Origin of the sequence: Paraburkholderia saeva (genome assembly GCF_907164555.1) — a bacterium.
In the GTDB taxonomy this organism is placed as follows: Bacteria; Pseudomonadota; Gammaproteobacteria; order Burkholderiales; family Burkholderiaceae; genus Paraburkholderia; species Paraburkholderia saeva.
The window spans coordinates 102,492-126,503 of record NZ_CAJQZC010000010.1 but is presented as its reverse complement, the minus strand read 5'-3'; the positions used below and the strand labels follow the sequence as shown (position 1 = coordinate 126,503).

Here is a 24,012-nt window from a genome sequence, read left to right as displayed (position 1 = left end):
ACTATTCAGTTTGAATGGTGAGATTGCAGGCGTTCTTCTTGCCGGGTCCGGCAGGCGTCGCCAAACGCGGTAAAGATCGCGTGCGCAAGCGGGCTGTCACCAACCCGCATTTCGGGGTGCCACTGCACGCCCAGCGTGAACTGCGTTGCCGACTCAACCGAGATGGCTTCAATCAGGCCATCGGGCGCTTTTGCCTCGACGCGCAATCCTTCACCCAACCTGTCGACACCCTGATGGTGCAGAGAGTTGACCATCACAGTTGCCTGAGCGCTCAACTTCGCGAGACGCCCTCCCGGAATGATCCCGATCGCGTGGCGGTCGTCGTACCAGCGCTCTACCGGCCGTTCGTGGTCTCCCTCCCGGTGGTCAAGGCGCCCTGGCTGATCATGGACGGCTCGCTCAAGGCTGCCACCGAACGCGACATTGAGCTCCTGAAAACCGCGGCAGATTCCGAGAAATGGCAAGCCAGCCTCAAGAATCAGTGGGAGCAGTTGCAACGAGACCGCATCGCGCGCCGGATCAATAACCGTGGACACAGGTAGCGGCGGCGCATCGTAGCGCTCAGCGGCGACATTCGAAGGGCTGCCGGTCAGCAGAAAGCCGTCGATCGAAGAGATGAGTGTTTCCGCGTCAACCCCTTCGGCATGGGCCGGGACGATTATTGGAAGCACTTTCGCAACCTGCGCGAGTGCATGCACGTATCCCTCAAGAACTGCATGCGTCGCGTGCTTCTGACGTTCGAAGCGATCAGCCACAATTGCAACGACGGGTCGACGAGGGTTCGGGTGGTTCATGTCTGCTGGAAATCCTGAAATTGTCGAGCGAGTCTAGGCATCCCACTTAATTGTGTAAATTGCATATTTATTTGGTATATATTGCATTTATTGCAACTGATAGCCGCCCCGTGAACACCCGCCAATTTCAACATTTTCTGGCCCTGTTAAGTGAAGGTTCGCTGAGCGCCGCTGCGGCGAGCGTCCATCTGAGTCAGCCGGCGCTATCCCGGAGCGTCCGGGCGCTCGAAGAATCGCTTGGTGTACCGCTGTTTGACCGGACTGATCGCCGGCTGCAACCCACTGCCTACGCCTACGCGTTCGCGGAACGCGCGCGGCGGGTTGTCTTCGAAGAGAAGGAAGGTATGCGGGCTATGGAGCTCATGCGCGCAGGCGGCGCGGGGACGCTGACGTTTGGGATGGGGTCATCGCTTGCAGGTCCGCTCCTGAAACCGATCATGGTTCAGCTGCTCAAGACTTCCCCGCAGGTAAAGCTGCGCTCTGTAATTGACACGTCCGACCGGCTGATGCAGTTATTGCTGGAAGAAAAACTCGACTTCTTTATCGGAGACATCAGGGTTGTCGCTTGTCATCCTGACATAGCCGTAGAACCAGTCTATCGGTGTCGTTTCGGCTGGTATGGGCGCATCGGTCACCCGCTGTCGAAGCTCCCGGCGGTCACAATAAAGGAACTGATGCAGTTTCCACTGATTGCGACGGGATATCTCGAGGACTCCCTCGCGCGCCGCTTCATGGAGCTTTACGGTCTCGCCGCGCCGTTCGCAGATCACTTTGCTGTGATCGCCAGCGATCTTCCTGCCATACATGACCTTGTTTCGTTGTGCGACGCGATCGTCACGTCGACCGATTTTGGGATGCGCACGACCGTACAAACTGGAAAGGCGGAGCTGCTTAACGTCACCCCGCAGCCTGACATGGAACTGACGCTAGGGATTGTCCGCCTTAAAGGGCGAACCCTCGTCCCTGCTGCTGAACGGGCCTTTGCAATTGTGCGTGAGCGCCTGGCCGGCGCTGCCTGAATGACTGAGTGCGTGCGTGCGCGTCCGTCAAATGCTGCACCCATCCATCAGCATTCAAGGAACTACGACCGGTTTCACATACTGTCGACTACTGCCTGCGCACTGTAGATACAAAGCCGCCCTTCACTGAATGGAGCGGCACACTCATTGTTGAATTTTGGCTGGTATCGGAAACCGCGGCTCCCGACCATCTACGGCCGTCCGCCAGAACGCTCGCATGGACACTCGAACGGTTAATCCACACCGGCGCAGATTATTGACTTGACAATCACGCTAGTCGGGCCGTCGGCCATTGTCGAAATTCAAGCTATCAGTCTCGCTGGATCGAGCAGAAGCCACGTTGTACCCGCTGAGCCATACCGCCCCGAAGCTGCCGCTTTCGCGTACTGAATGTTTTTGATCGGCGGCTTACGGCGAAGTGGCTAAACGCGTACAGTTCAACGATTGAGATACATACATGGTCGGGTTCGCGTAGATCGCGCGGCTCCAGCCAACCGGAATTCAGACGGTATCCAGGGAGGAAAAGCTCAACCCTTACCCTGACATTCGCCGTTGCTGCAGCGTGAATGACCGGAAAGCGGCCTGCATGCAGTCGCCTCACAGGCGTCGTTACGTCAACGTCAGCAAAGGCCGACGCGTGCGCATCGCTATTCCGGCAGGTTCGGGGGTCTTCCTGTCGATGGGGTTGCGAGGGCCTGCCATGCGTACATGCTGTACATGCTCCGGAAAAGCGGCCTGAAGAATACTGTCCAACGCCTTTGCGAGCCTGGCAACCGCGCCTTCGACGGCATGCAGTTTGTCCGGACCAGATAATCCGACGCGAAAGGTCCTGAAGCCATCAGGCTCGTCACATTGAAGGGGAACGCCGGGCGCGATCGGGCATCGGCAGGGATACCCCGTTATCCATCCAGCAGGTGGACCGGTTACAGGTGCGGAGTCAACCCGCAGCAAGTGGTCCCGGGCAGTGTCGCCGACGGGATGTCAGTTGCTGAGCGCGTCGAGATTCAACGGATACGACTTGCCGATCCACATCGCCGCATCGCGATGATCGCCCAGCGCATCACCGGTATCAGGATGCACGAAAATGTCGAGCATGCCGTGATTCAGTACGAGCCACGATACGATCGCGGCGAAGTGGGCAGGTTCGAAGGCGATCTGATATGACCACTGCGGATGAGGCCCGACGGGCCGTTCATGGAAGCGCCCAAGCTGGATGATCGCGCCGAGATCCTGCTCGACGGCCTGCCGGAATGCCAACGCCGCGTCGCGGCTGTCGGCGTTGAAGTAAACATGTGCGTGCCAGCTTTTGATGGTGCTAGTGCGGGAGCGGGTCATAACAGGGCCTGGAAGAGAATGAGAAAAATTGTCGGGCCATCATCGACCATCACGTCATTTTCGCGCATGGCCGCACGCGGTGCATTGAACGCATCACCCCGACGCGCATTGAATCGATTAGCCCCCGGCCCTCTTCGCGTTGTGGCCATACTTTTTGAGCACTTCGATGACCCGCTCGCAATGATCACCTTGCACTTCAATCACGCCATCCTTGACCGTTCCACCCGAACCACAGGTCTTACGCAGCTCCTTGCCTAACACGGTCAGGGCAAGAGGATCGAGGGCGAGCCCTTTAACGATCGTCACGCTTTTTCCGCCCCGGCCCTTTGTCTCACGCGTCACTCGCACCGCGCCGCTACCTGCTGGCAATGTCCTGGCAGCCGTCTTGCAGATACATGCCGCAATCGTCTGCCCGCATTCGGGACACATCCGCCCGCCATCCGTGGAATAGACAAGCCCACCCTTTGAATTATTCTTCATGACTGGCTTACTGAAGGACTCTAACGTCAGGAATCGGAACGCCATTCAACGCAGCGGCGCGACGCCGACACGCGCTGTTTTGCCCTCGTTGTGGCAGCCTGCTGTTCGGAACACCGCATCACGCGCCGGAAGACGGGCACCTGACCAGTAAAATCAAAGATGTCGGCTTTCCGGGGGCGGATTGTCCCAATCGTTCTCCAGGCCATTCCGACAGGTAACCGGCGCATTCAGCGCTTCGTTGAGGTCAAGGTCCTCGAGGCACATGATGTTCACATTGATATACGGGTACCCTGTTCCGTTTGGCGTATCCACGCGATCGAATACGTGAACACCGCACCGTTTGCAAAACGGGTGATGGGCGACCGGGTTTTTACCTTGATACTCCGTCAGTGTCGTTTCATCCGAAAGGAGGCGAAACGCTTCCGGACGAAGCTGGACGTGCCAGAGTCGCAGCTTGCTACACAGACTGCAATTGCATTTGAATGTGCCGTGGTCGAAATCAATCCGGGCTTCAAATCTCACCCGCTGGCAATGGCAACCACCCTGGTATGTACGCAGCATCGGGCTCTCTCCCCGGTTTATGGATATGCTCGGCACGGCTTTTGAGTCTATCAGACTGACTCGCTCATCGAATTGTTGAGCAGATCTGCCAGTCCCATCATGGGTCGAAGGTCGGCGCATGGACGGCATCTCCAACGTGGGAGGCAACGTCAGCATCAACAACATTGGCGCGATGACCGTCGGCGCCGCTGGTGTCAATGCGACAGGCGGCATCGATCTGCCGGTTGCCAGCAGCGCGGGCTCGGCCGCCAATCTCACGCTCAACGGCGTGCTTGCGTCCGCCGGGGGGAACATTAACTCGCTCGCCGGCAACAACATATCGGTCAATGCAGACGTCGCAACATCGGCACCGGGCCTCGTCACACTCACCGCCGTCAACGGTGTCATCACGTACGCGGCTGGCGTCAGCATTTCTGATGCCCATGGCACGGTCATTCCGGTGCCTGTGGTGCCGCCGGCTGTGATGCCTGTCAATCCTGCGAGCCCTGCGGCTCCAGTGGCGCCCTCGCCGCCGGACGGTGGCGTCTCTGGTGACGCTCGCCGTGACGCCAGTATCGAATGCCGTCGTTCAGGCTGTAACGTCGACACCCGCCGTTGCCGCGACTGTCACGCCGGTCGCAGCGCCATCCGGCGCCAGTAGTTCATCGCCGACGGAGCCGATGACGGTTGGCGGTGAGCCGGACACGTTCGGGGGCGCCGATACGAAAACAACCCCGGAAAAAAGCGGCACAAAATCCACGACCAAACTTTATTGCAGCTGACATCCCGACAATGAAACGAGTCATTAACACAAGCCAGTCGTATGGCCGCGCCATGTTACAGCCCGCGCGGCAATTCCTGTTTCTGCTGGTCGTCCTGGCCTGCGGCCGCGGCGCATACGCGCAGGCCGTGGGCACGGTGACGCACCTGTCCGGCGTGCTGACGGTGAAACACGCGGACGGTGGGACTGCGGTGCGTTTTCCACCAGCGCGGCAATCTGCACGAACTCGACGTCAGGGCGTACTCCGTAGAGACCGGTTACCCGATCGAGAAGCTCATCGATGAAGAACGCTTTGGCGGCGTCCTCTGACTCCCAGACGTAGAAGTTCGTGGCCTCACGCTTTCCGGAATTGAACGTGAACGCTTTCGAGCGTAGTCCCGGCATGACCTCAAACTTTCCACGCGCGGTCTCGGCGATCTTCCGCACGGCCCGTTCATCGAAATTGTCTCCATAACGAAACGTAACGAATACACCGATCATGTCGCACGCCTTTCGAGGCAATCGAGGCGGCATTCGCAGCCCCGAGTGGTCGCAGCCCTGCGGCCGGGGCTTTCCCAGACGAGGTCAGCTCAATTTTCACATCGTAGGGCGGGTGCCTTCGATTGCGGGCGAGGAAGCCGCTAGCGCAGACCTCCGGTTGCCCCGCCAGACCCGCCAGACCCGCCAGGCGATCGCAGGGCTGAGCAGCGACGGCGGCGGAATCGTCAGGTTTACAACCTTCAGAAAGGCAACCGCCAGCGTGCTGTCCCGCGTCGCGGCAACATGAAGCCTGCCGATGTACCAGTTGATGAAACGCAGCATCAACGGGCGCGCGCCCTTTACCTGCGGATGGCGAAGGTCGTTGCCAACCGCGATGTCCCATGGAATGTCGACGATCTTCGCGCTCGCCCGGAAGAATCGCCGCGCAAGATCGTTCGAACCCGCGCGCAGGCACTCCTGCAGTGTCAGCGCCTCCTGCGCCGCGACTGTCATGCCCTGCCCATAGACCGGATTGAAGCTGCAGATGGCGTCGCCGAAAACCAGGTAGTTCGCGGGGAAGCGGGCAAGCTTCTCGTACCGCCGGCGCAGGTTGGAGGCGTAGCGGTAGCGCCTGTAGCCGGTCAACGGCTCCGCTCCTGCGACGACGTCGTGAATCTCCATGGTCGGCAGCGTCGCCAGATACGCGAGAAAGCCTGGATCGTTGTCGGGCGCATCGTCGCCAAGGAAGCCGCCGGTGCTGACGATCCAGCTGTCGCCCTCCTGCGCGAGCAGGGCACCGTTCCGCCAGTTCGGCGCACTACCGGCGATAACTATGCCGAGCCTGCCATTCAGATCAGTCGGCCGACGTCGATAGGTACGGGTCATGTAGCCAATGCCGATTTCGACCTTCTCGCTGGCGGGAGGCTGGTAGCCGAGTTCTTCAAGCCACGCCGCGCTGGACGAGCCACGCCCGGTTGCGTCAACGACAAGATCGGCGTTGACGGTCTCTTCCAGCTTGCTCTCGACACGGGTGCGCACACCGGTCACGCGTGTGCGCGCCGGGTTGCTGGCAAGACCTCGCACATTGCAATGCTCTACGGCGTGCACGTTTGGCAACGCCAGGAGCCGTCGGCGCAGATGCCCTTCGAGCACGGGACGACTCGCAAGCAGGCCGATCAGGTCGCTCGTGCCGTTGGCGAGCTTGACGTTGCGACCTATCCACGTCACATCGTTGGCGGCATCGCCGAGCAATCCGCCGCTTTGCGCGACAACGTCGCGGTTATATCCCGGGAAGAATTCCTCGAGTACCGCGCTGCCGCGCGAAAGAAGCCCATGAATATGGTGACCCTGTGGGACGCCCTTGCGCGGAGTGTCTGCTGCCGGAAACGCATCGCGTTCGAGCACGGTGACGGTGGTATAGAAATCCGATAGTGCACGCGCAGCCAGCAGCCCACCCATGCTGGCACCGATCACGATCGCATGCTCACCCAGGTGCTTCATGGCAATCCTCCAGCTCAATCCATCGCAATGGGTCTGGCGACGATCGTCTGTCCTCAATGGCGGGATCGCCACGACCCCTGAGCGTCCCGTGGACGCCGCCATTGAGGGCCCCGTCACGATGGCTCGGTTCAGCGTGCGGACGCCTGGATTTCCGGAGATCCATCGGACGGCCGGCCGTGCCCGCTGCGCTTGCGCAAGAACCTGCCCTGCCGGTCTATCTTGCCGAAGCGAATGGCCCAGTCGGGCGGGACGTCATCACAACCATGTTGTGGCCGGAAAGCTGCGAAGACGTCGTACGGGCGCGGTTGCGGCGGCTGTTGCATCGCCTCCAGCTTACGCCTCGCGACGATGTTTCCACAACCGACCGGTCGACGGTTCGATGGTCATCCGCGATGGACCTGCAACCGGATTCCCAGCTGTTCGAGCAGCCCTGCGACCACGGCGCGTCCGAGCGGGTCTGCCTCCATTATCCCGGCCGCTTTCTCGATGGTTTTTCGCCCGGTGACTGCCCGCAATCCGGCGAGTGGGCTTATCTGGTCACCACCCACCACATCGCCGTGCGGCGGACGACGACTAGCGAGCGTTGATGCCGCACGCATCCTCATCGGCGCCGACTTCGGACCGGAAACCGTAGAGTTCACGCGGATTGTCGACGAGTATTTTTCGCGTGGTGCTCTCGCTACCTGCGCAGCGTGTGAGCCAGTCCAGCAGCACTGCATCGACAGGACGCGGCTGTGCATTCGGATGCGGCCAGTTAGTGCCCCACAGGCAGCGTTCCGGATATCGCGCGGCAAGCGTCCGCGCAAGCAATGCGACATCGTCGTAACCGGGCGCTCCAGCCCGTGAGGTTTCATAAGGCGCCGACAGTTTCACCCAGCAATGCCCGCGATCCAGCACGCGACACAAGGACTGGAAAGCCTCACTGTCAGGCTGTACCGGCTCCAGAAACTTGCCGGTATGGTCGATGACGAGTTTGCCGGGCAGACGCATCAACGTGGACTCGTGACGCGGAAGGTCGCGTCCATCGAGTTGCAGATCGATGTTCCAGCCAAGCGGTGCGATACGCGCGGCGTCAGCTTCAAGGCCGCTCCACGTCGACAATCCGCCGGCCAGCATCATGTAACGCATGCCGCGCACACCGGCATTGTGAAGGCGGGCAAGCTGGTCATCGGCACTGTCCGGCGGCACCATCGCGACGCCGCGTGCCGCGCTGCCAAACTGCTCCAGCGCGGACAGCATGCAGCGGTTGTCGAACCCGTAGCCCGTCGGTTGCACGACGACCACATGCGTCAGCCCCAACGCCCGCTGCACCTCGCGGTACGCTGACACAGGCGCCGGCGCCGGCCTGAACGTCGCACCCGGCGCAAGCGGATAGCCGTCCTCGTAGACGTGGATGTGACAGTCACATGCGCCGGCGTAGCGCGGCGCGGAAGTGGACTCCATCAGCGATCAGTCCTTGAGCGGCACGAACGAAGCAGCGTCGTGTCCGAACTTCCGCAGCCGCGTGGCATGGCTTGCATTCACTGCGCCGACAGGCATGTGCCCGCGAAATAGCGCCTGAACCTGCGCGACCGTCTCCATCGCCTGGTGTTGCGTGGCGTCAGGTGTGAGACCGCCCACATGCGGTGTCGCCAGCACGTTCGGATGACGCGCGAGGATCCGTGACGGCATCTGATCGGCTTCACGGCCCACATCCAGCGCGCAGCCCGCAAGATGCCCCGACTCCAGCGCGGCGAGCAACGCGGCGTCGTCGACGAGTTCGCCGCGTGCCGCATTGATGAAACACGCCCCTGCTTTCATCGAAGCGAAGGTTCGCGCGTTCATCAGGTTCGCAGTCTCGGGCGTGGATGGCGCAAGACAGACGACATAGTCGGATTCCTTCAGCAGCGCCTCCAGCGCAACGTGCTGCACGGCTGTCTGATCGATGGTCGCATACGGGTCGGCGACGAGCACGCGCATGCCGAATGCGCACGCCAGGTCGCACAGATAGCGCGAGATCTGGCCATAGCCGATCACGCCAAGTGTGGCGCCGCGCAGCTCGCGCCCCATCGCGGGCGCACGCGGTTCGCTGCGATGGTAGGCCGCCACATACGCGCTCGTCCCTCGCGCGAGATCGAGCATCACCGCGATCACCCATTCCGACACCGCCGGCACGAAGCCGGCGCTCGCGCGCGTCACCAGCACGCCGTGCGCGCTCGCCGCTTCCACATCGATCGTGCTGATATCGACCGCGCAGCGAACGAATGCGGCGAGATCAGGCAGCGCACCAAACAGCGCGCCGGGCGCCGGGGTTTGCCGGTAGGCGATGATGGCATCGCAGCCGTCGGCCGCGGCGATCAGCTCGCCGGTATCGAGCTCGCGATGCTCCGGATTGAATCTGACATCGGAAAACGCGCGCAGCGCCGCAATCGCGTTGTCGCCGAAGTAGCGGTCCAACATGTTCTGGGGATGACTGATGAAAACCGTATTCATGTATTTGCCTTACGTGACCCTGTTCCGGCCGCCTGAGCAATAGCGGGCGGCGGGCCGACGGATTCGCGCTCGATGAGCACGGTGGGGGTAAAGACGCGTTCTCCGACATCCTTCCCAGACTCGGACTGGCGGGTCATCGCACGGTCTACCATCGCGCGCGCCATTTCGGTGACGGGCAATTGCACGGTGGTCAGCGCCGGGTTGGAGATCGCCGACAGAAAGAGGCCATCCATTCCGACGAGCGACATGTCGCGCGGCACGCTCAGGCCCATTTCACGCAGGCCGGCCATCAAACCCAGCGCCATCAGATCGTTGACGGCGACGATACCGGTCGGCCGCGCTTCAGCCTTGACCATTTGCCGCGCAAGGTCGCGGCCCACTTCGCCTATGACCGAATCGCCGTATTCGTTGAGCGGGCCTCCCTCGACGACGCACGCGTGTTCGCGCAACCCGGCTTCGCTGGCGGCAGCATGGAAGCCGCGGATCTTGTTGCTGCGGCTCATCGTCATGCCGGCCACCGTCGCAAAGGCGAGACGTGTGTGGCCGTGCGCGATCAGGTGACGCGTGGCGATCCGCGCAGCTTCGAAGTTGTCCGGCGCGACGTGATCGACTTCGGACGTTTCGCCTGGCGTCGCGCGCCGGTCGTAGCTGACGACAACCATGCCGCGCTGCACCGCCCGCTCAAGGTGCCGCTCGTCGGCAAGCGACGAAATCACGATCACGCGCCGCACGCCGTGCGCGAGCAGGTCCTCGAAAAACGAGGCTTCCTTCTCCTGGTCGCGATAGGTGTTGCCGATCAGAACCCGGTAGCCGTACTGCTCCTGCGCGAAGGTTTCCACTTCGCGGGCGATGTAGCCGTACATCGGGTTGGCGATGGACGGCACCAGCAGCCCGAGCAGCGGCGTCTGGCCAGTCTTGAGCTGGCGTGCGAGCGTATTGGGCCGGAACTGCAGCGCGACGATGGCGGCTTCGACGCGCGCGAGGGTTTCCTGACGCATCTTGTCGGTGCGTCCATTCAGCACATTCGACACTGTGCTCACCGAGACGGCAGCGTGCCGGGCGACGTCCTGTATCGTACTCACGAAATCCTCGGTAAAGCGGCTACATGCCTAGCCGCGACGGCAACCACAATGAGAAGCCAGGAACCAGCACCAGCAGGACCAGCGTGATGCCGAGCACCAGCAGATACTTCAGCATCGGCCGCGCGACCTGCGAGACCTGCGTGCCGGTGATTGCGCAGGTCGCGAAGAGCCCCAGCCCGACTGGCGGCGCAAAGAGGCCAAGGCCCATTGCCACCACGGTCACTGTTCCGAAGTGTAGCGGGTTGATGCCGAGCTGCTGCGCGATCGGCGTCAGGAGCGGGCCGAAGATGATCAACGCCGGCGCGCCTTCAAGCACGGCGCCAAACACGATCATGATCAGAACCGACAGCAGCAGGAACATGGTCGCTCCATAGTGGCTGCCGAACGAGACCATCACGCCCGACAACAGATTCGGAATCTGTTCGATGGTCAATGCGAATGACACGCTCGACGCCGCCGCCACGATGAACAGAATGCCGCCCGCCATCGACGCCGCGCGCACGAACAGACGCGCGACCGAGCGCAGCGTCAGTTCGCGGAACGCGAGCCAGCCGGCGACGAGCGCGTAGACCACGGCGAACGCGGATACCTCGGTGGACGTCGCGACGCCGGAGGTCACGCCTTTGCCGATCATGCCGATCATGATCAACGCGACCAGCGCGCCGCCGAGCAGCGGCAGCAGCCGCCGGCGCTGGCTGAAGGCGCGGCTCGGATCGATACGGCGGCCGAACGCCACCGTTACGACGCCGAGCGACACGGCAAGCACCGCCGCCGGGACGATCCCGGCGAGGAACAGCCCGGCAATCGAGATGTTCGCGACGAAGCCCATGATGATCATGTTCACGCAGGGCGGGATGGTTTCCGCCATCACGGCGCTCGCCGCGAGCAGCGCCGCCGCCTCGTTCGGGTCCTCTCCGGTCTGGCGTACGGCAGGCATCACGACACCGCCCACGGCCGCGATGTCGGCGAGCTTCGAGCCGGATACGCCCGAAAAGAACGCGGTCGCGGTAATCGTAATCAGACCCAGTCCGCCGCGCACCCGTCCGAATATGCGCAGCAACAATTCGATCAGTCGCGACGACATGCCGTTCGATTCCATCAGCAGACCAGCCAGCACGAAGAACGGCACCGCGAGCAGCACAAAGTGATCTGTGCCTGCCATCACCTGCTGCGAATAGACGAGCATCGGCAGGCTCGGCTCAGCGAGAAAAAACAGCAGCGCAGAAAACGCGAGCACGAAGCCGATCGGGATGCCAAGCAGGAGTCCGCCGAAGAACCCGACGGCGAGCAGAAGGCCGGGGCTGACCGGGCTATCCGGCACAAGTGCATTCCACGCGACGACGGCAAGCGCAATGACCGCGCAACCCGCGAGGCTTCCCAGCACGATACGCAACGAACCGCTTACCGCGTTCACGAACGCGAACACCGTCATGAACAGACTGCCGATCACGAGCGGATATACATTGATCCAGCCCGGCAGACCGCTTGGCGTGGTCTGGCCATATGAGTCGACGAGCAGCAGACACGACGACACGCACAGGCTCAGCGACACCCCGGCGATGATCCAGTGACCGGCATGAACCATCGCGGCTTGCCAGCGCGCGGGCAACAGGCTGCGAAACAGATCGATGCCGACGTGCTGACTGCGCGCGAGCACCGTCGCTGCGCCGAAGAACACCAGCACGACCATCAGCGCACTCGCGACTTCCTCGGCCCAGTCGACCGGATCGTGCAGGAAATAGCGATAGATCACCGAAATGAACACGACGGCCACGTCGGCGGCCAGTACGGCGGCGGACAGATATTCGGTCCATTGCACGAGGCGCTCGAGTCCGCGCCCCCACGGCGTGTCACGGCCGATCGCCGGGGCCGCGCCCGTGTGCGGCGCAGGCGAAGCGGAGAACGCACTCATCGCTCAGGCCCTCGCGGCGGCGACGTCGGCGAACAGGGGCGCAGTCGCCGGATACTGTTTCGCGAAGCTCTGATAGAGGCTCGCCTGAAGCTCGCGGCGCACCGTGTCGCGCTCCGCGGGTGCCATCGGATAGAAGGTCATGCCGTGGTGCTTGAGCTGCTGTTCCGACTCGATCACTTTCGCATCAGCGATCGCGCGCTGCTGAACAGTTGCGTCGTTGATGGCCTTCAGAAACGCGGGCCGCAGATCGGCGGGGATCTTGTCCATCGCGCGCTTGCCCATCACGATCGCGAGCGGGCTGAAGACGTGCTGGGTCTGCCAGCACGACTTGACGACTTCATCGAGCTTGCTCGACAGCACCGTCGCCGGATCGTGCTCCAGCCCTTCGACTACACCGGTCTGCACTGCCATGTACAGTTCGCCGAACGGAATCGGCGTGGGGACGGCGCCCATTGCCTTGAAGGTTTCGATGAATGCGGGTGTCGGCAGCACCCTGAGCTTGACGCCCTTCAATTGCGCGAGCGACTCGACCGGCTTCTTCGTGAACACATTGCGCGCGCCGAACTGCGATGCCCACGTCATGATGCGGCAGCCGGAGCGGCTCTCCAGCATCGTGTTCAGGGTCGTGCCGACGCGGCCATCCAGCACCTTTGCAGCGTGCGCGAAGCTGTCGAACAGATAGCCGAGATCGAGCATGCCGATTTCGGGCGCGACCGTCGCCCAGATAGAAGCGCCCGCGACCATCATGTCGGTCGAACCGATCTTCACCTGCTGCACGACGTCGCTTTCCTTGCCGAGCTGGCTGTTGGGAAAGAAGTCGATGCGAATCCGGTCGCCCACGCTGGCTTTGAGGTTCGCTGCAAAGTGCTGGTACCACACGTAGTGCGACGCGTTCGGATCGGCCGGCATCGACGCGGAGAAGCGCAATGTGACGGGCGACTGTGACGCGCGAGACACCGCAGGAAGCGATGCGACCGCCGCAAGCGACGCTGCAGAGGTGACCTGTAAGAACTTCCGCCGGGAAATCGAAGCCATGCTGTGTCTCCAGTGGCGCCTGCGGGCGCGGGTGTGGTTGTTTTGTGTATCGATATACTAAATCGATACACAAAGTCGCCCATATCAGGGTTTTCCCTTGTTTTTAAGGGAAAGGGTGGCACCTGCGGAATCGACTGGAAGACCTTGGCGGTCAGGCCCGAGTGGGGTGCGTCGGCTCAATGTCGCGGATCGCATGCCGTCGATTCCCGGCCCGACGTGGACGCCACGATGGCAAAACACGCTGCGGACGTCCGCGTCGACAGCGAAACTGCCGCCATCACAAAAGCATGTATGCCCGAGCGGCGCGGAACCGTTTCAACGGTGTTCGTCGAAATACTTTTGCCCGGATCCAGGGCGGCCGGGTCGTTTCCGCAGCAGCAGCGACTACACGGCCCCACCCTCGCGCGTCTGATCCACGAACCGCTCCGTCGCGTCGTCGATCTTGCGGCCCTTGCGGCCGGCCGGGCGATGCACGTACAACACCTTCGCGTCGGCTTGCCCGGATTTCGCTTCGGGCGGCGTCATGAAGTAACGCACTTCGCGCGCGTGGTCGTTCAGTTGCAGGGCGGGATTGAACACCGAATTGAAACGCCACAACATCCGCACGAAATTCGTTTGACCGTGCATCAGCAGATGTGTCGCCTCGCTGACTGCGCCGCGCAGCGCGGTCCAGCCCAGATGCTTGCGGTTCAACACCTGCTGCGTGCGGACCAGTTCCGTATAGAACTCGGGCAACGGTAGTTTTGTTGGCAGCACCGCGTGCTGGATATCGTAGAGCCGGTAGTCGAGGCTCGTCAGTTGACGTTGTTCACGCAGCCAGATTTCCGTGCCCGGATACGGTGTGTTCACGCTGATGTTGACGATCTCGGGAATCTCCAGACACCACTGCCTGATGGCTTCGAAACGGTCGCGATCCCAGTCGGGATCGGCGATCAGATTGATGGCGACAGTGATGCCGAGCGAGCGCGCGAACGCCAGCGCTTCGAAGTTCTTGCCAAGATCGATACGCTTGCGAAATGCCTTGAGCCCTTCGGCATCGATCGCCTCCATGCCGATGAACATGTATTGCAGACCCAGCGTCCGCCAGTACTCGAAGACTTCCTTGTTGCGCAACAGCACGTCGCCGCGCGTTTCAAGGTAATACTTCTTGCGGATGCCCCTGCGTTCGATCTCGCGTCCAATCGCCATGCCGTGATCGGCATGCACGAACGCGACGTCGTCGACGATAAACACGCCCGGCTCGCGGATCGATGCCAGCTCGTCGGCAACCACTTCGGGGCTGCGCGAACGATAGCTGCGTCCGTAGAAGGTCCATGCGCTGCAGAACGTGCAGTCCCAGGGGCAGCCACGCGCAAATTCGATCGACGCGCACGGGTCCAGCACGCCGATGAAGTACTTCCGCCGGTGCCGCAACAGATCGCGTGCGGGGCGAACCTGATCGAGGCTATCAATGAAACCCGGCGGCGGACCTTCGCCGTTGCGCGTGACAACGCCCGGTATCTGCAACAGTTCGCCACGGCGCGCGACGGCCTCGAGCAGTTCGACAACCTTTGCTTCGCCCTCGCCCTTCAGCACACAATCGATCGCGCCGTCGGCGTGCTTCAGCATGTCGGCGGCCGTGAACGACGCGCTATGCCCGCCGACGAACACGAAGCATTCCGGCCATTGCGCCTTGATCGACTTCGACAGATCGATGATTTCGGGAATGTTGGCGAGGTAGTTGCCGGAGAAACAGACCACGTCGGGGCGCCAGGTGCGCATCAGCCTGTCCAGATCGCGATGCGATTCGACCTGCAGGTCGATCAGCCGTATGTCGTAGCCGGCCTCGCGGATCACGGCTGCGACCGTTTCCAGGCCGAGCGGTTCGAGACGCAGAAACACGCGGGTGTACATCAGGCCACTGGGATGAACAGCGAGCACCTTCATGAGATCTCCTTGCGGCCGAAAAGGCGCGTCCATGTCACGACGGAACGCGCCGGATTTTCATGCCGGTATCCCTGGTACGGGTCGACTGCCGGGCGATGCATTGTTCTGAGACCACCAGAGGGGTGGCTCAAGACGATTCTACTGTCCGTTGCCTCCGCGTGCTCACGAGCGCTCCGGTTAAATGCAGCCGGCCGGGAGACGCGTGCTACGGCGTGAATTCGTTAGTGAAAACCCTCCTCGGGTCACGGAACCTTTCTTTTTCCTTTCATTTGAGATTTAATACGGCGATCCTTTTCTTCAACGGAGCGTCGTATGTCACCTTTTATGCAAGGCGCAGTCACTTTGGGTGGTTGCATCAGTGTCTTTGCACTCGTCGTCAGCGTGATTGAAATGCTGGCGAACTGACACTGATCCTTGGAGGTCCCGTCGAACGCACCGGCGCAACGCAGAAAATCCGCTCCGTGTACGTGCGTGACCCCGATCTGAACCTCATCGAGATTTCGGAACTGACCGGGTAGTCGTGTCGATCAATAAGTCTTGTAAGGCAGGAATTTGCCCGACAGCAGGACCTTCACGCGGTCACCCTTCGGATCGGCTTCACGCTGGATATCCATCGAAAAATCGATCGCGCTCATGATGCCGTCGCCGAATTCTTCGTGTATCAGTTCCTTGATCGTGGTGCCGTACACATTGACGATTTCATACCAGCGGTAGATCAGCGGATCGGTCGGCACCGCAGTGGCGAGCGATCCCTTGTACGGCACGATCTGCAGCCACGCAACCGCTTCATCCGAAAGCCCGAAAATTTCGCCGGCCACTTCTGCCTGCTGCTTCGTGAACGTCATCTGGCCGAGACATGCGGCCGTCGTCCATTCCTTGCTCGCGCCAATTCGCGTGGCGATATCGCTCCACTTGAGACCCTTCGCGACTTTCGCGGAAACGATCATCTGCGTCACTTCGTTGCGGCTGGAAATCATCATCTGCTCCCGTTGTAATTTTCAGGTGACTGCCTTCACTGGAGACGCGTGCCCCACATCGCAGAACGTGCGTCCGTGCGGGCGAACGTCAAACGATCAGTCCGCGAGTTCGACGCTCATCGGAACCGGGTTGCGCATCGTGTTCGCCACCGGAGAATAGAAGTTCGCCTGACGGACGATCTCTGCAAGTTCTTCGCGGCTTGCGTCGCCTTCGATCGCAATCTTCACGCGAATGTTCTGGAAGCCCATCTGCGCGGGTTCCATCTCGGCGCCACCCGCGCCCCATGCGGCCGGGTTGCCGATATCGGCTTCGAGAAACACCTCGAGCTTCGACAGGCTCACCTTCTTCAACGTAGCCACCGCCGTAATCCCGACAGCGAGACAGCCGCCGAGGCCGGACAACGCGATTTCGCCGGGCGCAGGCGCAGTATCTTCGCCGAACAGATGCAGGGGTTCGTCGACCACGACAAGCGCGTGTTTGCCCACATAGCTGAGCGAGCGATACTGGCCCTGCATAACCGTATGCACGTTGTTCCTGCCGCGTGCGTTCGGGTTGTTGCGCCCCTTCTCGGCGAATGCCATCAGGCCATCGCGGTCGATCGGACGAAGATACGTAGATACGGTCGTTGGGTAACTGGAATCGGCGCTCATGTGATGCTCCTGCGTGAAGCCGTCCGGAGGCGGCTTCGGTGGCGGGTCGGCAGTGCGGGATGCACCGCGGGGTGAAGAACAGACGCCCTGAAGGCGTCCACTATCGTTAGCAGCCTATTCTACGGAACGGGTTTTCTGGACCCATGCCCGATCGGCTCATTTTCATGCTGGTTCGGCTCAAGGTCCCGGCGGGCCTGCCGGCGCGTCGACAGGCTGGTGCATTCACGTTGTGCCGAACACGTAAAATGGCGCCGGGTCACCGCACCGGGTCAGAGACAGCCATCGCCTCGCTGGGTGCGGCATCGCCCGCGTGGGCGCAGAACAGCGTGACGCTATACGGCGTGCTCGATGAAGGCATCGACTACACGAACTCGAACTACAAAAACCCGACGGGTAACGGCTACATCGGCATTCCGCTCGCCGCGCCGGGCGTCGCGCTCAATACGCTCAAGTACCAGAACTTCGAAGTGAACGGCAAATACCAGTTCACGCCGGCGTTCTATGTCGGCGCGCAGTACGTGTACACGATGGAGAATTACGATGCGTCGTCCGGCAGCGTCAACCCGAAGATCCATTCGTTCGGCCTGATGGCGGACTACAACTTCACGAAGCGCACGGACGTCTACGTGCAGGGCGAATATCAGAAGGTCGCCGGCGATTCGACGAACTCGATTCTGGACAAGGCGTTTATTCCTGGCATGCAGGCGCCGTCGTCGACGGGCAATCAGGTGGCTGTGCGCGTCGCGCTGCGCCACAAGTTCCAGAACGCAAACACGCCCGCTGTGTGATGCAATCACACACAGCGGGTGTGCTATCTGTCACGGGCGGAGACTTCTCACATCACACGTGTACGTCGCGTTCGTTCAACGGTTGTGCCGTAGCGTCCGCGATCTCCTCGCGCAGTGCATCACGTGCGTGATGCCTGCGCACCCACAGCGCCGTGAGAATCGGTACGAGAATCGCGGTCACGAGGCAGGCTGTTGCGACCATCGCCGTTGCGGCCGGCACCAGCGGCTTGAAGCGCGGAATCATCTCGCCGATGATCGCCGGATTCGCCACCGCCGCTCCCGCCGTCGATGACGCCGCGAGTCCCGCCGCCCCGTTGCCGCCCGCAATCCAGCGGTCAGCGAGGATAAGCGGAATACCCGTCACCACGATCACGCCAAGACCCAGCACGACACCCGGCAATCCGCTCGTCATGATCACGTTCAGGTCGATGCCGTTGCCAAGCGCAAAGCCGAAGAACGGAATCAGCGGATGCACGCAGCGGCCAAACAGATCGCGCAGATCGCTGTCGAGATTGCCGAGCACGAAGCCGACGAGGAACGGCAGCACCGCACCCGCGAAGAGGCGCGGCTCGAAGAACGCAACGCCAGTCGCGCCAAGGATCAGCATGCTGATGAGCGGCCCCGATTCGACCGACATCAGCACGAACGCGCCCGCTTCTTCGCGCGTGCCGTATTGCTGCATCACGGCGGCGTAGAGACCGCCGTTCGTCATGTCCATCGATGTTGTGATCGCGAGCACGGACAGGCCGGCGAAGAGCCCCGCCTTCACGCCACCCACCGGAATGAAGTGCGAAGCGACGATCGTCGCGATCCATGCCACCAGCATTTTCGTCGCGAGCAGCGTGCCGGACTTGCGCAGGACCGTGCCGGTTGCCCGCAGGTTGATCGTCGCGCCCATGCAGAAGAACCACACCGCGAGAATCGGCACGGTGCCGGTGATCAGTCCATTCGTGAAGGACCCGAAGTACTTCCCGGCGCCCGGCGCGAATGTGTGTACACAGGCGCCCAGCAGCAGCGGCACCAGCATCAGCCCGCCAGGTACGCAGTCGACGGCCTTCTTGATATTCATGCCTCCTCCATGGACTTTGCGTCCCGTTGTCGGGTCGGTGACCCGGGGTGATGTCCCGTTCATGTGACGGGCTGCTCCCTTTCGGCGCAATATAGCATCGCGAAAGGAACGTCGTTCCGTTTCCATGAGTAATTCAGGTAATCGTTTACCCTCGGACCGGCTGAGCGCCTTGCCAGTCTTGATCCGGCGACGCATTATTTTTGGACCGATGTTCCGAAAACGGAAATCTGCGCTACAGTTCCGACCATTCCGGCGCAGTGGGTTTGCGCCGTGCCCGGCAGCGCCATCTTGCATGGGACCGGAGCAACACGCCAAAGCGCGAACGCTGGTCGACAGCGAAAGCGCCGACTCGACAGGAGACGAACAATGGAAGTCAGACAGAGCATCAACAGCGCGTACGCGAAGACACTGGATACGGCAGGTTTGCGCAAAGAATTTCTCATCGACCCGGTGTTCGAACGCGACGCGCTGAAGCTCACCTACAGCCATATCGATCGCATCATCGTGGGCGGTGTGCTGCCCGCGACGCGCGCGGTCGAAGTCCCCGGCTCGCTGGGCAAGGCGATTGGCGTCAGTTATCTGCTGGAGCGTCGCGAGCTCGGCGCGATCAACATTGGCGGTGATGGCTGGGTCGACGTGGACGGCACGCGTTACCCCGTTCGCAACGAAGAGGCGATCTACATCGGCAAAGGCACGCAGGCGGTCGCGTTCGGCAGCGAAGATGCGACACGCCCCGCGAAGTTTTACCTGAACTGCGCACCGGCGCACGTCTCGTATCCGACCCGCACGATTTCACTTGCACAGGCATCGCCACAGACGCTCGGCGATCCGGCCACGAGCAATCGCCGCACGATCTACAAGTTCATCGTCCCCGAAGTGCTGCCCACCTGCCAGCTTTCGATGGGCATGACGAAGCTCGAACCCGGCAACCTCTGGAATACGATGCCGTGCCACACGCACGAGCGCCGCATGGAGGTGTATTTCTATTTCAACGTCGCCGACGATGCGGCCGTCTTCCACATGATGGGCGAGCCAGACGAGACGCGCCACATTCTCGTGCACAACGAACAGGCCGTAATTTCGCCGAGCTGGTCCATTCATTCGGGCGTCGGCACGAAGGCCTACACGTTTATCTGGGGCATGGTCGGCGAAAACCAGGTGTTCGGCGATATGGATCACATCGCCGTCGGCGATCTGCGTTGAACGACGGCACCGTTCAAGGGCTGTTTGAAATATCTCAGAGATGACAGGGGCTTACGCAGTGAATACCTTTGATCTGGGCGGCAAGGTCGCTATCGTCACCGGCAGCAACACGGGCCTTGGCGCGGGCATGGCCGTCGCGCTGGCAGCGGCCGGCTGCGACATCGTCGGCGTGAGCCGCGCGGATGCCGGCGACACACCCGGTCGCGTCGAAGCAACCGGACGGCGTTTCGCCGATGTGCGTGCGGATCTTGCCTCCACCGCGCCGATCGACGACATCGTGCGTGCCGCAGTCGAAACGTTCGGGCGCATCGATGTGCTCGTGAACAATGCGGGTATCATCCGCCGCGAAGACGCGCTCGCCTTCACCGAAGACGACTGGGACGCGGTGATGGACGTGAATCTGAAAAGCGTATTCTTTCTCTCGCAGGCTGTGGCCCGGCAGTTCGTGAAGCAGCAGCGCGGCGGCAAGATCATCAACGTTGCGTCGATGCTGTCGTTTCAGGGCGGCATTCGCGTCGCGTCCTACACGGCGTCGAAAAGTGGCGTGCTGGGTCTCACGCGGCTACTCGCAAACGAGTGGGCGCCGCACGGCATCAACGTGAACGCGATCGCGCCCGGCTACATGGCAACGGCGAACACGGCCGCGCTGCGTGGCGACGTCCAGCGCAACGACGAGATTCTCGCGCGCATTCCGGCCGCCCGCTGGGGAACGCCGGACGATCTCGCGGGGCCGGTGGTGTTCCTCGCCTCGACGGCGTCGGACTACGTACACGGCCATACGCTCGCGGTGGACGGAGGCTGGCTCGCGCGCTAGTCGCCCGCGGACGGCCCGCGTGGCATCGACAGGACACGATGGACAGACGGATATGACAGCTATGAACAAACAGCGAAGAGAACCCGCCGCCGCACAGAAGCAGGACGCTGACCTCGCTGATTGTGGCGACGCCGCGGGCCTCGAGCGGGGCGAATCGGCCTCGTCGATCGGCAGGGTATTCGCGATTCTGGCCGCCGTCGGCGACAGCGGACAGACCGGCATCAGCGAACTGTCGCAGCGGCTCGGCATGTCCAAGACGACAGTGCATCGCGTGATGCAGACATTGAAGGCGCTCGGTTACGTGACGCAGGAAGTCGAGACCGAGCGTTACCGGCTGACGATCCGTCTTTTCGAACTCGGCGCAAAGGCGCTCGAGAGCGTCGATCTCGTGCGCGAGGCCGACGTCGAGATGCGCCGCATCGCACAGGCCACGCGCGAAGCCGTCCACCTCGGTGCGTTCGACGAAGACAGCATCATCTACATCCACAAGATCGATGCCGACTATGGTCTGCGGATGCAGTCGCGTATCGGTCGTCGCAATCCGCTGCACAGCACCGCGATCGGCAAGGTACTACTCGCGTGGATGGACCCCGCCGACGCCCGCGAAGTGCTCTCGCACGTGGAATTCCGCAAGTCGACGCCGAAAACGCTCTCCTCCGCCGAAGCGGTTCTGGGCATCCTGCCGCACGTCCGCGAGCAGGGCTACGGCGAAGATAACGAAGAGCAGGAAGAAGGTCTTCGATGTCTCGCGGTGCCGGTGTTCGACCGGTTCGGGCGCGTGATCGCCGGCCTGTCGATCTCATTTCCGACGATGCGCTGCGGCGCCGACACGAAGTCACACTACGTCGCTCTCCTGCAACGCTCGGGGCTTGCGATCTCGTTACGGCTCGGCTATCGCGACACAACCGCGCCCGCACAGGTAGCCGCCGAAGAGGGCTGATAACGGACCGATGGTTTCGAACGCGCGTGGATTCAGCGCGAACCGGTTCTGGCCTGGGTTTCAGCTTCTGAGCGTTCCGGGCCGCCAGGCCAGAGCGGCCCGTTGCGCGAAATGGGCGCCGCGCATTGTTCCAGCGCGGCTTCCGTCAGCTTCGCGAGTTCGACGGTTTCCTCGCATGCCGGCACGTCGCGGAATATGCGGCACCCGCCGCCCGCCTCGATTTTCGCGCGCGCCGAACGCACCCTGGCGAGCCCCGCTTCCGGCGAACCGTTGTCCGCGACCAGCGCGGCCACGTTGAATACGCTGCCTGAAGGCGTTGTCACGTACGCCGGACAGGGCGGCCTTCCGTGGGCGACGCCCGCCACCAGCAGCGTCGCTGCCATCCCGGCGGCTGCGCCGCGATGTCGATATGTGGAGTCTGGAAACGTGCCCATGAACGCGCCCCCAATTAAAAAAGGGATCGCCGCTGCGGCCAAAGCGACGGCTTTAGCGGCCTGAAACCTGACTTTACCCCGCCGGATTTCCGGTGACAGTTGTTTGTCGCACAGGACGCGCCCTAACCTTCGCGCGGCGCCGCCGGAATCAGCCCATACCCCGACATGACTTCGGCAAGTTTCTGACGATCGGGCGGCCCGCCGGCCGTGACGACCGACCTGACATCGCGGAAATACTGGGCGCCGATGTCAGGTGACAAGGCGATCAGTGCGCGCGCCGTGACGTCGTGCGGATTGCTGAAGTGATGGACCGATCCGCGTGGCGTGAACATGCATTCGCCAGCCGTCAGATCGCGAACGACGCCATCGACCGAATAGCGCAGCGTGCCTTCGAGGATATAGGCACATTCTTCATTGCGGGTATGACTGTGAGGCGGCGGAACCTGCGAGCCCGGTGGCACGGTCAATTCGAACAGGCCCATGCCGCCTGTCGCGGTTCCATCGATCAGGTACTGAATGCGAAGTTGACCGATGTCGATTGCCTCACCTGCCGCCTTGCCGCCCAGAGTCATCGTCATACTCCTTCGGGTTGGAATTGTTGTCGTCGGTACGCCGGGGTGCCCGGCGCACGCGATCAAGCAGGATTATGCGCCCGATCCTGGCGCCTTCCGACGCGGCCCGGCGACGTCACGCGAGCGGACCCTCCAGGTCTTTTCTGCGGACCGCGACAGCAATCGCGCTACCCACGATCAACGCGATTCCCACGAGCGACAGCAGTTGCATCGTCTCATCCCATATGACGTATCCGAACACGGCGGCCCACACGATGCTGGTGTAGTTATAGGGCGCGAGTTTGCCGGCATCCGCCTGGCGGAACGCCATGGTCATCAGGAGTTGCCCGGCTGTCGCGAAGGTGCCGAGAACGGCCATGGTCAGGAGCGCTTCCAGCGATACGCTTCGCCAGCTGAAGAAGAGCGTGCATCCGGTTACGAGCGTGCCCAGCAGTGTGAAAAAGAGCACCATGGTCTCAGGATCGTCGGTGGAGCGGATGCGCTTGATCTGAATGATCGACAGTGCGCCAAAAAATGCGCTCATCAGAAGCAGCGTCGGTCCGAGCCAGCTCGACTGGCCGCCAGTTGGCCGCGCCACCAGCAGCACCCCGCAAAAGCCTGCGATCGCAGCCGCGACGCCGCGGCGCGTCATGCGCTCGTGAAGGATCAGCGGCGCGAGCAGGATGACGATCAGCGTCTCCGAATACGCGAGTGCCACGGCCTCGCCGAGCGGAACGTAGGGCAATCCGGCAAAGAAAAAGCCCGACGCACCCAGTAGCGTCAGCGCTCGCACCGTCTGTCCCTTGACGTCGAGATTCGCGAGTCGTTCGGACCACGAGAGGCGTCCGATGCAGCAGATCGCGACTGCGGGAACCAGCCCGAAGAGCATGCGGAAAAACGTCACTTCGTTAGCGGGATACTGCAACGCAACCGTCTTTGCGAGCGCATCGACCACGGCGAAGCAGAACATCGAAGCAAGTATGCTGCCGATGGCGCCTAGCGGAAGCGAACGGGTGGAAACGGTCGTGGGAGATGACATGTCGTGGCGCGGCGTGGGTTGACCTGGCATGATCTCACAGGCTTCGCAGGCCGCAGAAGCATCGGCAACGGAGCGACGTGGCGAAGTTGAGCCCGCGTGCCGCAGGCCAGTCTAGAACGTCCGCCGGAAACAGATCGCAGTTCCCGCGCTGCGAAGCACGTCATTACAATGGTCTTTCCCGAACACAAAGGTTTGCCGTTGCCCGCGGCGA

Annotated in this window: 24 protein-coding genes and 3 pseudogenes; 8 read left to right on the top strand and 19 right to left on the bottom strand. The window is 62.0% G+C overall.

The annotated features are described in order from the left end of the window. Positions 1-5: 5 nt before the first annotated feature. Positions 6-794: a gamma-glutamyl-gamma-aminobutyrate hydrolase family protein gene (locus LPA36_RS23270; protein WP_228882059.1), complete on the bottom strand. Its 789-nt coding sequence runs from the start codon at positions 792-794 to the stop codon at positions 6-8. A 110-nt stretch (positions 795-904) separates the two neighbouring features. On the opposite strand from LPA36_RS23270, the gene LPA36_RS23265 reads away from it, so the two are divergent. Beyond that, complete coding sequence (locus LPA36_RS23265) at positions 905-1,813, top strand: LysR family transcriptional regulator (RefSeq protein ID WP_228882057.1); 909 nt, start codon at positions 905-907, stop codon at positions 1,811-1,813. Between the two features lie 738 nt (positions 1,814-2,551). Here the strand turns inward: LPA36_RS23265 and LPA36_RS23260 are convergent. The 4 genes and pseudogenes from LPA36_RS23260 to LPA36_RS23245 all read right to left on the bottom strand — a co-directional run. Next, positions 2,552-2,689, bottom strand: a pseudogene (locus tag LPA36_RS23260) (alanine--glyoxylate aminotransferase family protein); the annotation flags it as partial. Positions 2,690-2,794: 105 nt separating this feature from the next. Then, positions 2,795-3,148, bottom strand: coding sequence for a DOPA 4,5-dioxygenase family protein (locus LPA36_RS23255; RefSeq protein WP_228882056.1), 354 nt, complete (start codon positions 3,146-3,148; stop codon positions 2,795-2,797). Between the two features lie 117 nt (positions 3,149-3,265). Then, complete coding sequence (locus LPA36_RS23250; protein ID WP_228882054.1) at positions 3,266-3,628, bottom strand: translation initiation factor Sui1; 363 nt, start codon at positions 3,626-3,628, stop codon at positions 3,266-3,268. Between the two features lie 153 nt (positions 3,629-3,781). Beyond that, positions 3,782-4,189: a GFA family protein gene (locus LPA36_RS23245; RefSeq protein WP_228882052.1), complete on the bottom strand. Its 408-nt coding sequence runs from the start codon at positions 4,187-4,189 to the stop codon at positions 3,782-3,784. Between the two features lie 118 nt (positions 4,190-4,307). On the opposite strand from LPA36_RS23245, the gene LPA36_RS23240 reads away from it, so the two are divergent. Further along, positions 4,308-4,829 carry a hypothetical protein gene (locus LPA36_RS23240; RefSeq protein WP_228882050.1) on the top strand — a complete coding sequence of 174 codons (522 nt, stop codon included), beginning with the start codon at positions 4,308-4,310 and terminating at the stop codon, positions 4,827-4,829. Positions 4,830-4,973: 144 nt separating this feature from the next. On the opposite strand, the gene LPA36_RS23235 is transcribed toward LPA36_RS23240, so the two are convergent. Then, entirely contained in the window at positions 4,974-5,429 is a 456-nt protein-coding gene (locus LPA36_RS23235) for a YdhR family protein (RefSeq protein WP_228882049.1), read from the bottom strand. A gap of 96 nt (positions 5,430-5,525) precedes the next feature. Next, positions 5,526-6,908, bottom strand: a complete 1,383-nt coding sequence (locus LPA36_RS23230) for an FAD-dependent oxidoreductase (RefSeq protein WP_228882046.1) — start codon at positions 6,906-6,908, stop codon at positions 5,526-5,528. A 176-nt stretch (positions 6,909-7,084) separates the two neighbouring features. Here LPA36_RS23230 and LPA36_RS23225 point away from each other — a divergent pair, with 176 nt between their 5' ends. After that, positions 7,085-7,495: a hypothetical protein gene (locus tag LPA36_RS23225; RefSeq protein WP_228882045.1), complete on the top strand. Its 411-nt coding sequence runs from the start codon at positions 7,085-7,087 to the stop codon at positions 7,493-7,495. Here the strand turns inward: LPA36_RS23225 and LPA36_RS23220 are convergent. The 6 genes from LPA36_RS23220 to hpnR all read right to left on the bottom strand — a co-directional run bounded on the left by LPA36_RS23220 (position 7,482) and on the right by hpnR (position 15,335). Further along, positions 7,482-8,351: an amidohydrolase family protein gene (locus LPA36_RS23220; protein WP_228882043.1), complete on the bottom strand. Its 870-nt coding sequence runs from the start codon at positions 8,349-8,351 to the stop codon at positions 7,482-7,484. The two genes, LPA36_RS23225 and LPA36_RS23220, sit on opposite strands and share 14 nt — an antisense overlap. A gap of 6 nt (positions 8,352-8,357) precedes the next feature. Next, positions 8,358-9,380, bottom strand: coding sequence for a hydroxyacid dehydrogenase (locus tag LPA36_RS23215; RefSeq protein WP_228882041.1), 1,023 nt, complete (start codon positions 9,378-9,380; stop codon positions 8,358-8,360). Continuing rightward, a complete protein-coding gene (locus tag LPA36_RS23210) occupies positions 9,377-10,462 on the bottom strand; it encodes a LacI family DNA-binding transcriptional regulator (protein WP_228882039.1) in 1,086 nt (361 codons plus the stop codon). The genes LPA36_RS23215 and LPA36_RS23210 overlap by 4 nt, the downstream gene beginning before the upstream one ends. Before the next feature lie 19 nt (positions 10,463-10,481). Further along, positions 10,482-12,374 carry a TRAP transporter large permease gene (locus LPA36_RS23205; protein WP_228882037.1) on the bottom strand — a complete coding sequence of 631 codons (1,893 nt, stop codon included), beginning with the start codon at positions 12,372-12,374 and terminating at the stop codon, positions 10,482-10,484. A 3-nt stretch (positions 12,375-12,377) separates the two neighbouring features. Further along, complete coding sequence (locus LPA36_RS23200; RefSeq protein ID WP_228882034.1) at positions 12,378-13,409, bottom strand: TRAP transporter substrate-binding protein; 1,032 nt, start codon at positions 13,407-13,409, stop codon at positions 12,378-12,380. A 384-nt stretch (positions 13,410-13,793) separates the two neighbouring features. Beyond that, positions 13,794-15,335 carry a hopanoid C-3 methylase HpnR gene (gene hpnR / locus LPA36_RS23195; protein WP_228882032.1) on the bottom strand — a complete coding sequence of 514 codons (1,542 nt, stop codon included), beginning with the start codon at positions 15,333-15,335 and terminating at the stop codon, positions 13,794-13,796. Between the two features lie 410 nt (positions 15,336-15,745). On the opposite strand from hpnR, the pseudogene LPA36_RS23190 reads away from it, so the two are divergent. Continuing rightward, positions 15,746-15,853: pseudogene (locus LPA36_RS23190) on the top strand (VOC family protein); the annotation flags it as partial. A gap of 9 nt (positions 15,854-15,862) precedes the next feature. Here the strand turns inward: LPA36_RS23190 and cynS are convergent. Continuing rightward, on the bottom strand, positions 15,863-16,312 hold the full coding sequence (gene cynS, locus LPA36_RS23185; RefSeq protein WP_228882363.1) for a cyanase: 450 nt from the start codon (positions 16,310-16,312) through the stop codon (positions 15,863-15,865). A gap of 96 nt (positions 16,313-16,408) precedes the next feature. Then, on the bottom strand, positions 16,409-16,963 hold the full coding sequence (locus tag LPA36_RS23180) for an OsmC family protein (RefSeq protein ID WP_228882030.1): 555 nt from the start codon (positions 16,961-16,963) through the stop codon (positions 16,409-16,411). Positions 16,964-17,316: 353 nt separating this feature from the next. Between LPA36_RS23180 and LPA36_RS23175 the strand changes: the two are divergent. Continuing rightward, positions 17,317-17,751: pseudogene (locus tag LPA36_RS23175) on the top strand (porin); the annotation flags it as partial. Between the two features lie 52 nt (positions 17,752-17,803). Here LPA36_RS23175 and kdgT read toward each other — a convergent pair. Beyond that, entirely contained in the window at positions 17,804-18,820 is a 1,017-nt protein-coding gene (gene kdgT, locus LPA36_RS23170) for a 2-keto-3-deoxygluconate transporter (protein WP_228882028.1), read from the bottom strand. Between the two features lie 366 nt (positions 18,821-19,186). Here kdgT and kduI point away from each other — a divergent pair, with 366 nt between their 5' ends. From kduI to kdgR, 3 genes are read left to right on the top strand one after another with little or no spacing between them, the layout of a single operon-like run. Next, on the top strand, positions 19,187-20,023 hold the full coding sequence (gene kduI / locus LPA36_RS23165; protein WP_228882026.1) for a 5-dehydro-4-deoxy-D-glucuronate isomerase: 837 nt from the start codon (positions 19,187-19,189) through the stop codon (positions 20,021-20,023). Between the two features lie 40 nt (positions 20,024-20,063). Continuing rightward, a complete protein-coding gene (gene kduD / locus LPA36_RS23160; protein WP_228882025.1) occupies positions 20,064-20,837 on the top strand; it encodes a 2-dehydro-3-deoxy-D-gluconate 5-dehydrogenase KduD in 774 nt (257 codons plus the stop codon). A gap of 52 nt (positions 20,838-20,889) precedes the next feature. Further along, positions 20,890-21,777 carry a DNA-binding transcriptional regulator KdgR gene (gene kdgR, locus LPA36_RS23155; protein ID WP_228882023.1) on the top strand — a complete coding sequence of 296 codons (888 nt, stop codon included), beginning with the start codon at positions 20,890-20,892 and terminating at the stop codon, positions 21,775-21,777. A gap of 32 nt (positions 21,778-21,809) precedes the next feature. Here kdgR and LPA36_RS23150 read toward each other — a convergent pair whose 3' ends face one another. The 3 genes from LPA36_RS23150 to LPA36_RS23140 form a co-directional block, all read right to left on the bottom strand. Then, positions 21,810-22,160, bottom strand: a complete 351-nt coding sequence (locus LPA36_RS23150) for a hypothetical protein (protein WP_228882021.1) — start codon at positions 22,158-22,160, stop codon at positions 21,810-21,812. Between the two features lie 173 nt (positions 22,161-22,333). Continuing rightward, on the bottom strand, positions 22,334-22,789 hold the full coding sequence (locus LPA36_RS23145) for a cupin domain-containing protein (RefSeq protein WP_228882019.1): 456 nt from the start codon (positions 22,787-22,789) through the stop codon (positions 22,334-22,336). A gap of 109 nt (positions 22,790-22,898) precedes the next feature. After that, positions 22,899-23,801, bottom strand: a complete 903-nt coding sequence (locus tag LPA36_RS23140) for a DMT family transporter (RefSeq protein WP_228882017.1) — start codon at positions 23,799-23,801, stop codon at positions 22,899-22,901. Positions 23,802-24,012 lie beyond the last annotated feature (211 nt).

Excerpts from the sequence above, each read along its gene's own strand:
- LPA36_RS23270 (WP_228882059.1), bottom strand. The coding sequence starts at position 794 with ATGAACCACCCGAACCCTCGTCGACCCGTCGTTGCAATTGTGGCTGAT.
- LPA36_RS23255 (WP_228882056.1), bottom strand. The coding sequence starts at position 3,148 with ATGACCCGCTCCCGCACTAGCACCATCAAAAGCTGGCACGCACATGTT.
- LPA36_RS23250 (WP_228882054.1), bottom strand. The coding sequence starts at position 3,628 with ATGAAGAATAATTCAAAGGGTGGGCTTGTCTATTCCACGGATGGCGGG.
- LPA36_RS23245 (WP_228882052.1), bottom strand. The coding sequence starts at position 4,189 with ATGCTGCGTACATACCAGGGTGGTTGCCATTGCCAGCGGGTGAGATTT.
- LPA36_RS23240 (WP_228882050.1), top strand. The coding sequence starts at position 4,308 with ATGGACGGCATCTCCAACGTGGGAGGCAACGTCAGCATCAACAACATT.
- LPA36_RS23235 (WP_228882049.1), bottom strand. The coding sequence starts at position 5,429 with ATGATCGGTGTATTCGTTACGTTTCGTTATGGAGACAATTTCGATGAA.
- LPA36_RS23230 (WP_228882046.1), bottom strand. The coding sequence starts at position 6,908 with ATGAAGCACCTGGGTGAGCATGCGATCGTGATCGGTGCCAGCATGGGT.
- LPA36_RS23220 (WP_228882043.1), bottom strand. The coding sequence starts at position 8,351 with ATGGAGTCCACTTCCGCGCCGCGCTACGCCGGCGCATGTGACTGTCAC.
- LPA36_RS23215 (WP_228882041.1), bottom strand. The coding sequence starts at position 9,380 with ATGAATACGGTTTTCATCAGTCATCCCCAGAACATGTTGGACCGCTAC.
- LPA36_RS23205 (WP_228882037.1), bottom strand. The coding sequence starts at position 12,374 with ATGAGTGCGTTCTCCGCTTCGCCTGCGCCGCACACGGGCGCGGCCCCG.
- LPA36_RS23200 (WP_228882034.1), bottom strand. The coding sequence starts at position 13,409 with ATGGCTTCGATTTCCCGGCGGAAGTTCTTACAGGTCACCTCTGCAGCG.
- hpnR (WP_228882032.1), bottom strand. The coding sequence starts at position 15,335 with ATGAAGGTGCTCGCTGTTCATCCCAGTGGCCTGATGTACACCCGCGTG.
- cynS (WP_228882363.1), bottom strand. The coding sequence starts at position 16,312 with ATGATTTCCAGCCGCAACGAAGTGACGCAGATGATCGTTTCCGCGAAA.
- LPA36_RS23180 (WP_228882030.1), bottom strand. The coding sequence starts at position 16,963 with ATGAGCGCCGATTCCAGTTACCCAACGACCGTATCTACGTATCTTCGT.
- kdgT (WP_228882028.1), bottom strand. The coding sequence starts at position 18,820 with ATGAATATCAAGAAGGCCGTCGACTGCGTACCTGGCGGGCTGATGCTG.
- kduI (WP_228882026.1), top strand. The coding sequence starts at position 19,187 with ATGGAAGTCAGACAGAGCATCAACAGCGCGTACGCGAAGACACTGGAT.
- kduD (WP_228882025.1), top strand. The coding sequence starts at position 20,064 with ATGACAGGGGCTTACGCAGTGAATACCTTTGATCTGGGCGGCAAGGTC.
- kdgR (WP_228882023.1), top strand. The coding sequence starts at position 20,890 with ATGACAGCTATGAACAAACAGCGAAGAGAACCCGCCGCCGCACAGAAG.
- LPA36_RS23150 (WP_228882021.1), bottom strand. The coding sequence starts at position 22,160 with ATGGCAGCGACGCTGCTGGTGGCGGGCGTCGCCCACGGAAGGCCGCCC.
- LPA36_RS23145 (WP_228882019.1), bottom strand. The coding sequence starts at position 22,789 with ATGACGATGACTCTGGGCGGCAAGGCGGCAGGTGAGGCAATCGACATC.
- LPA36_RS23140 (WP_228882017.1), bottom strand. The coding sequence starts at position 23,801 with ATGTCATCTCCCACGACCGTTTCCACCCGTTCGCTTCCGCTAGGCGCC.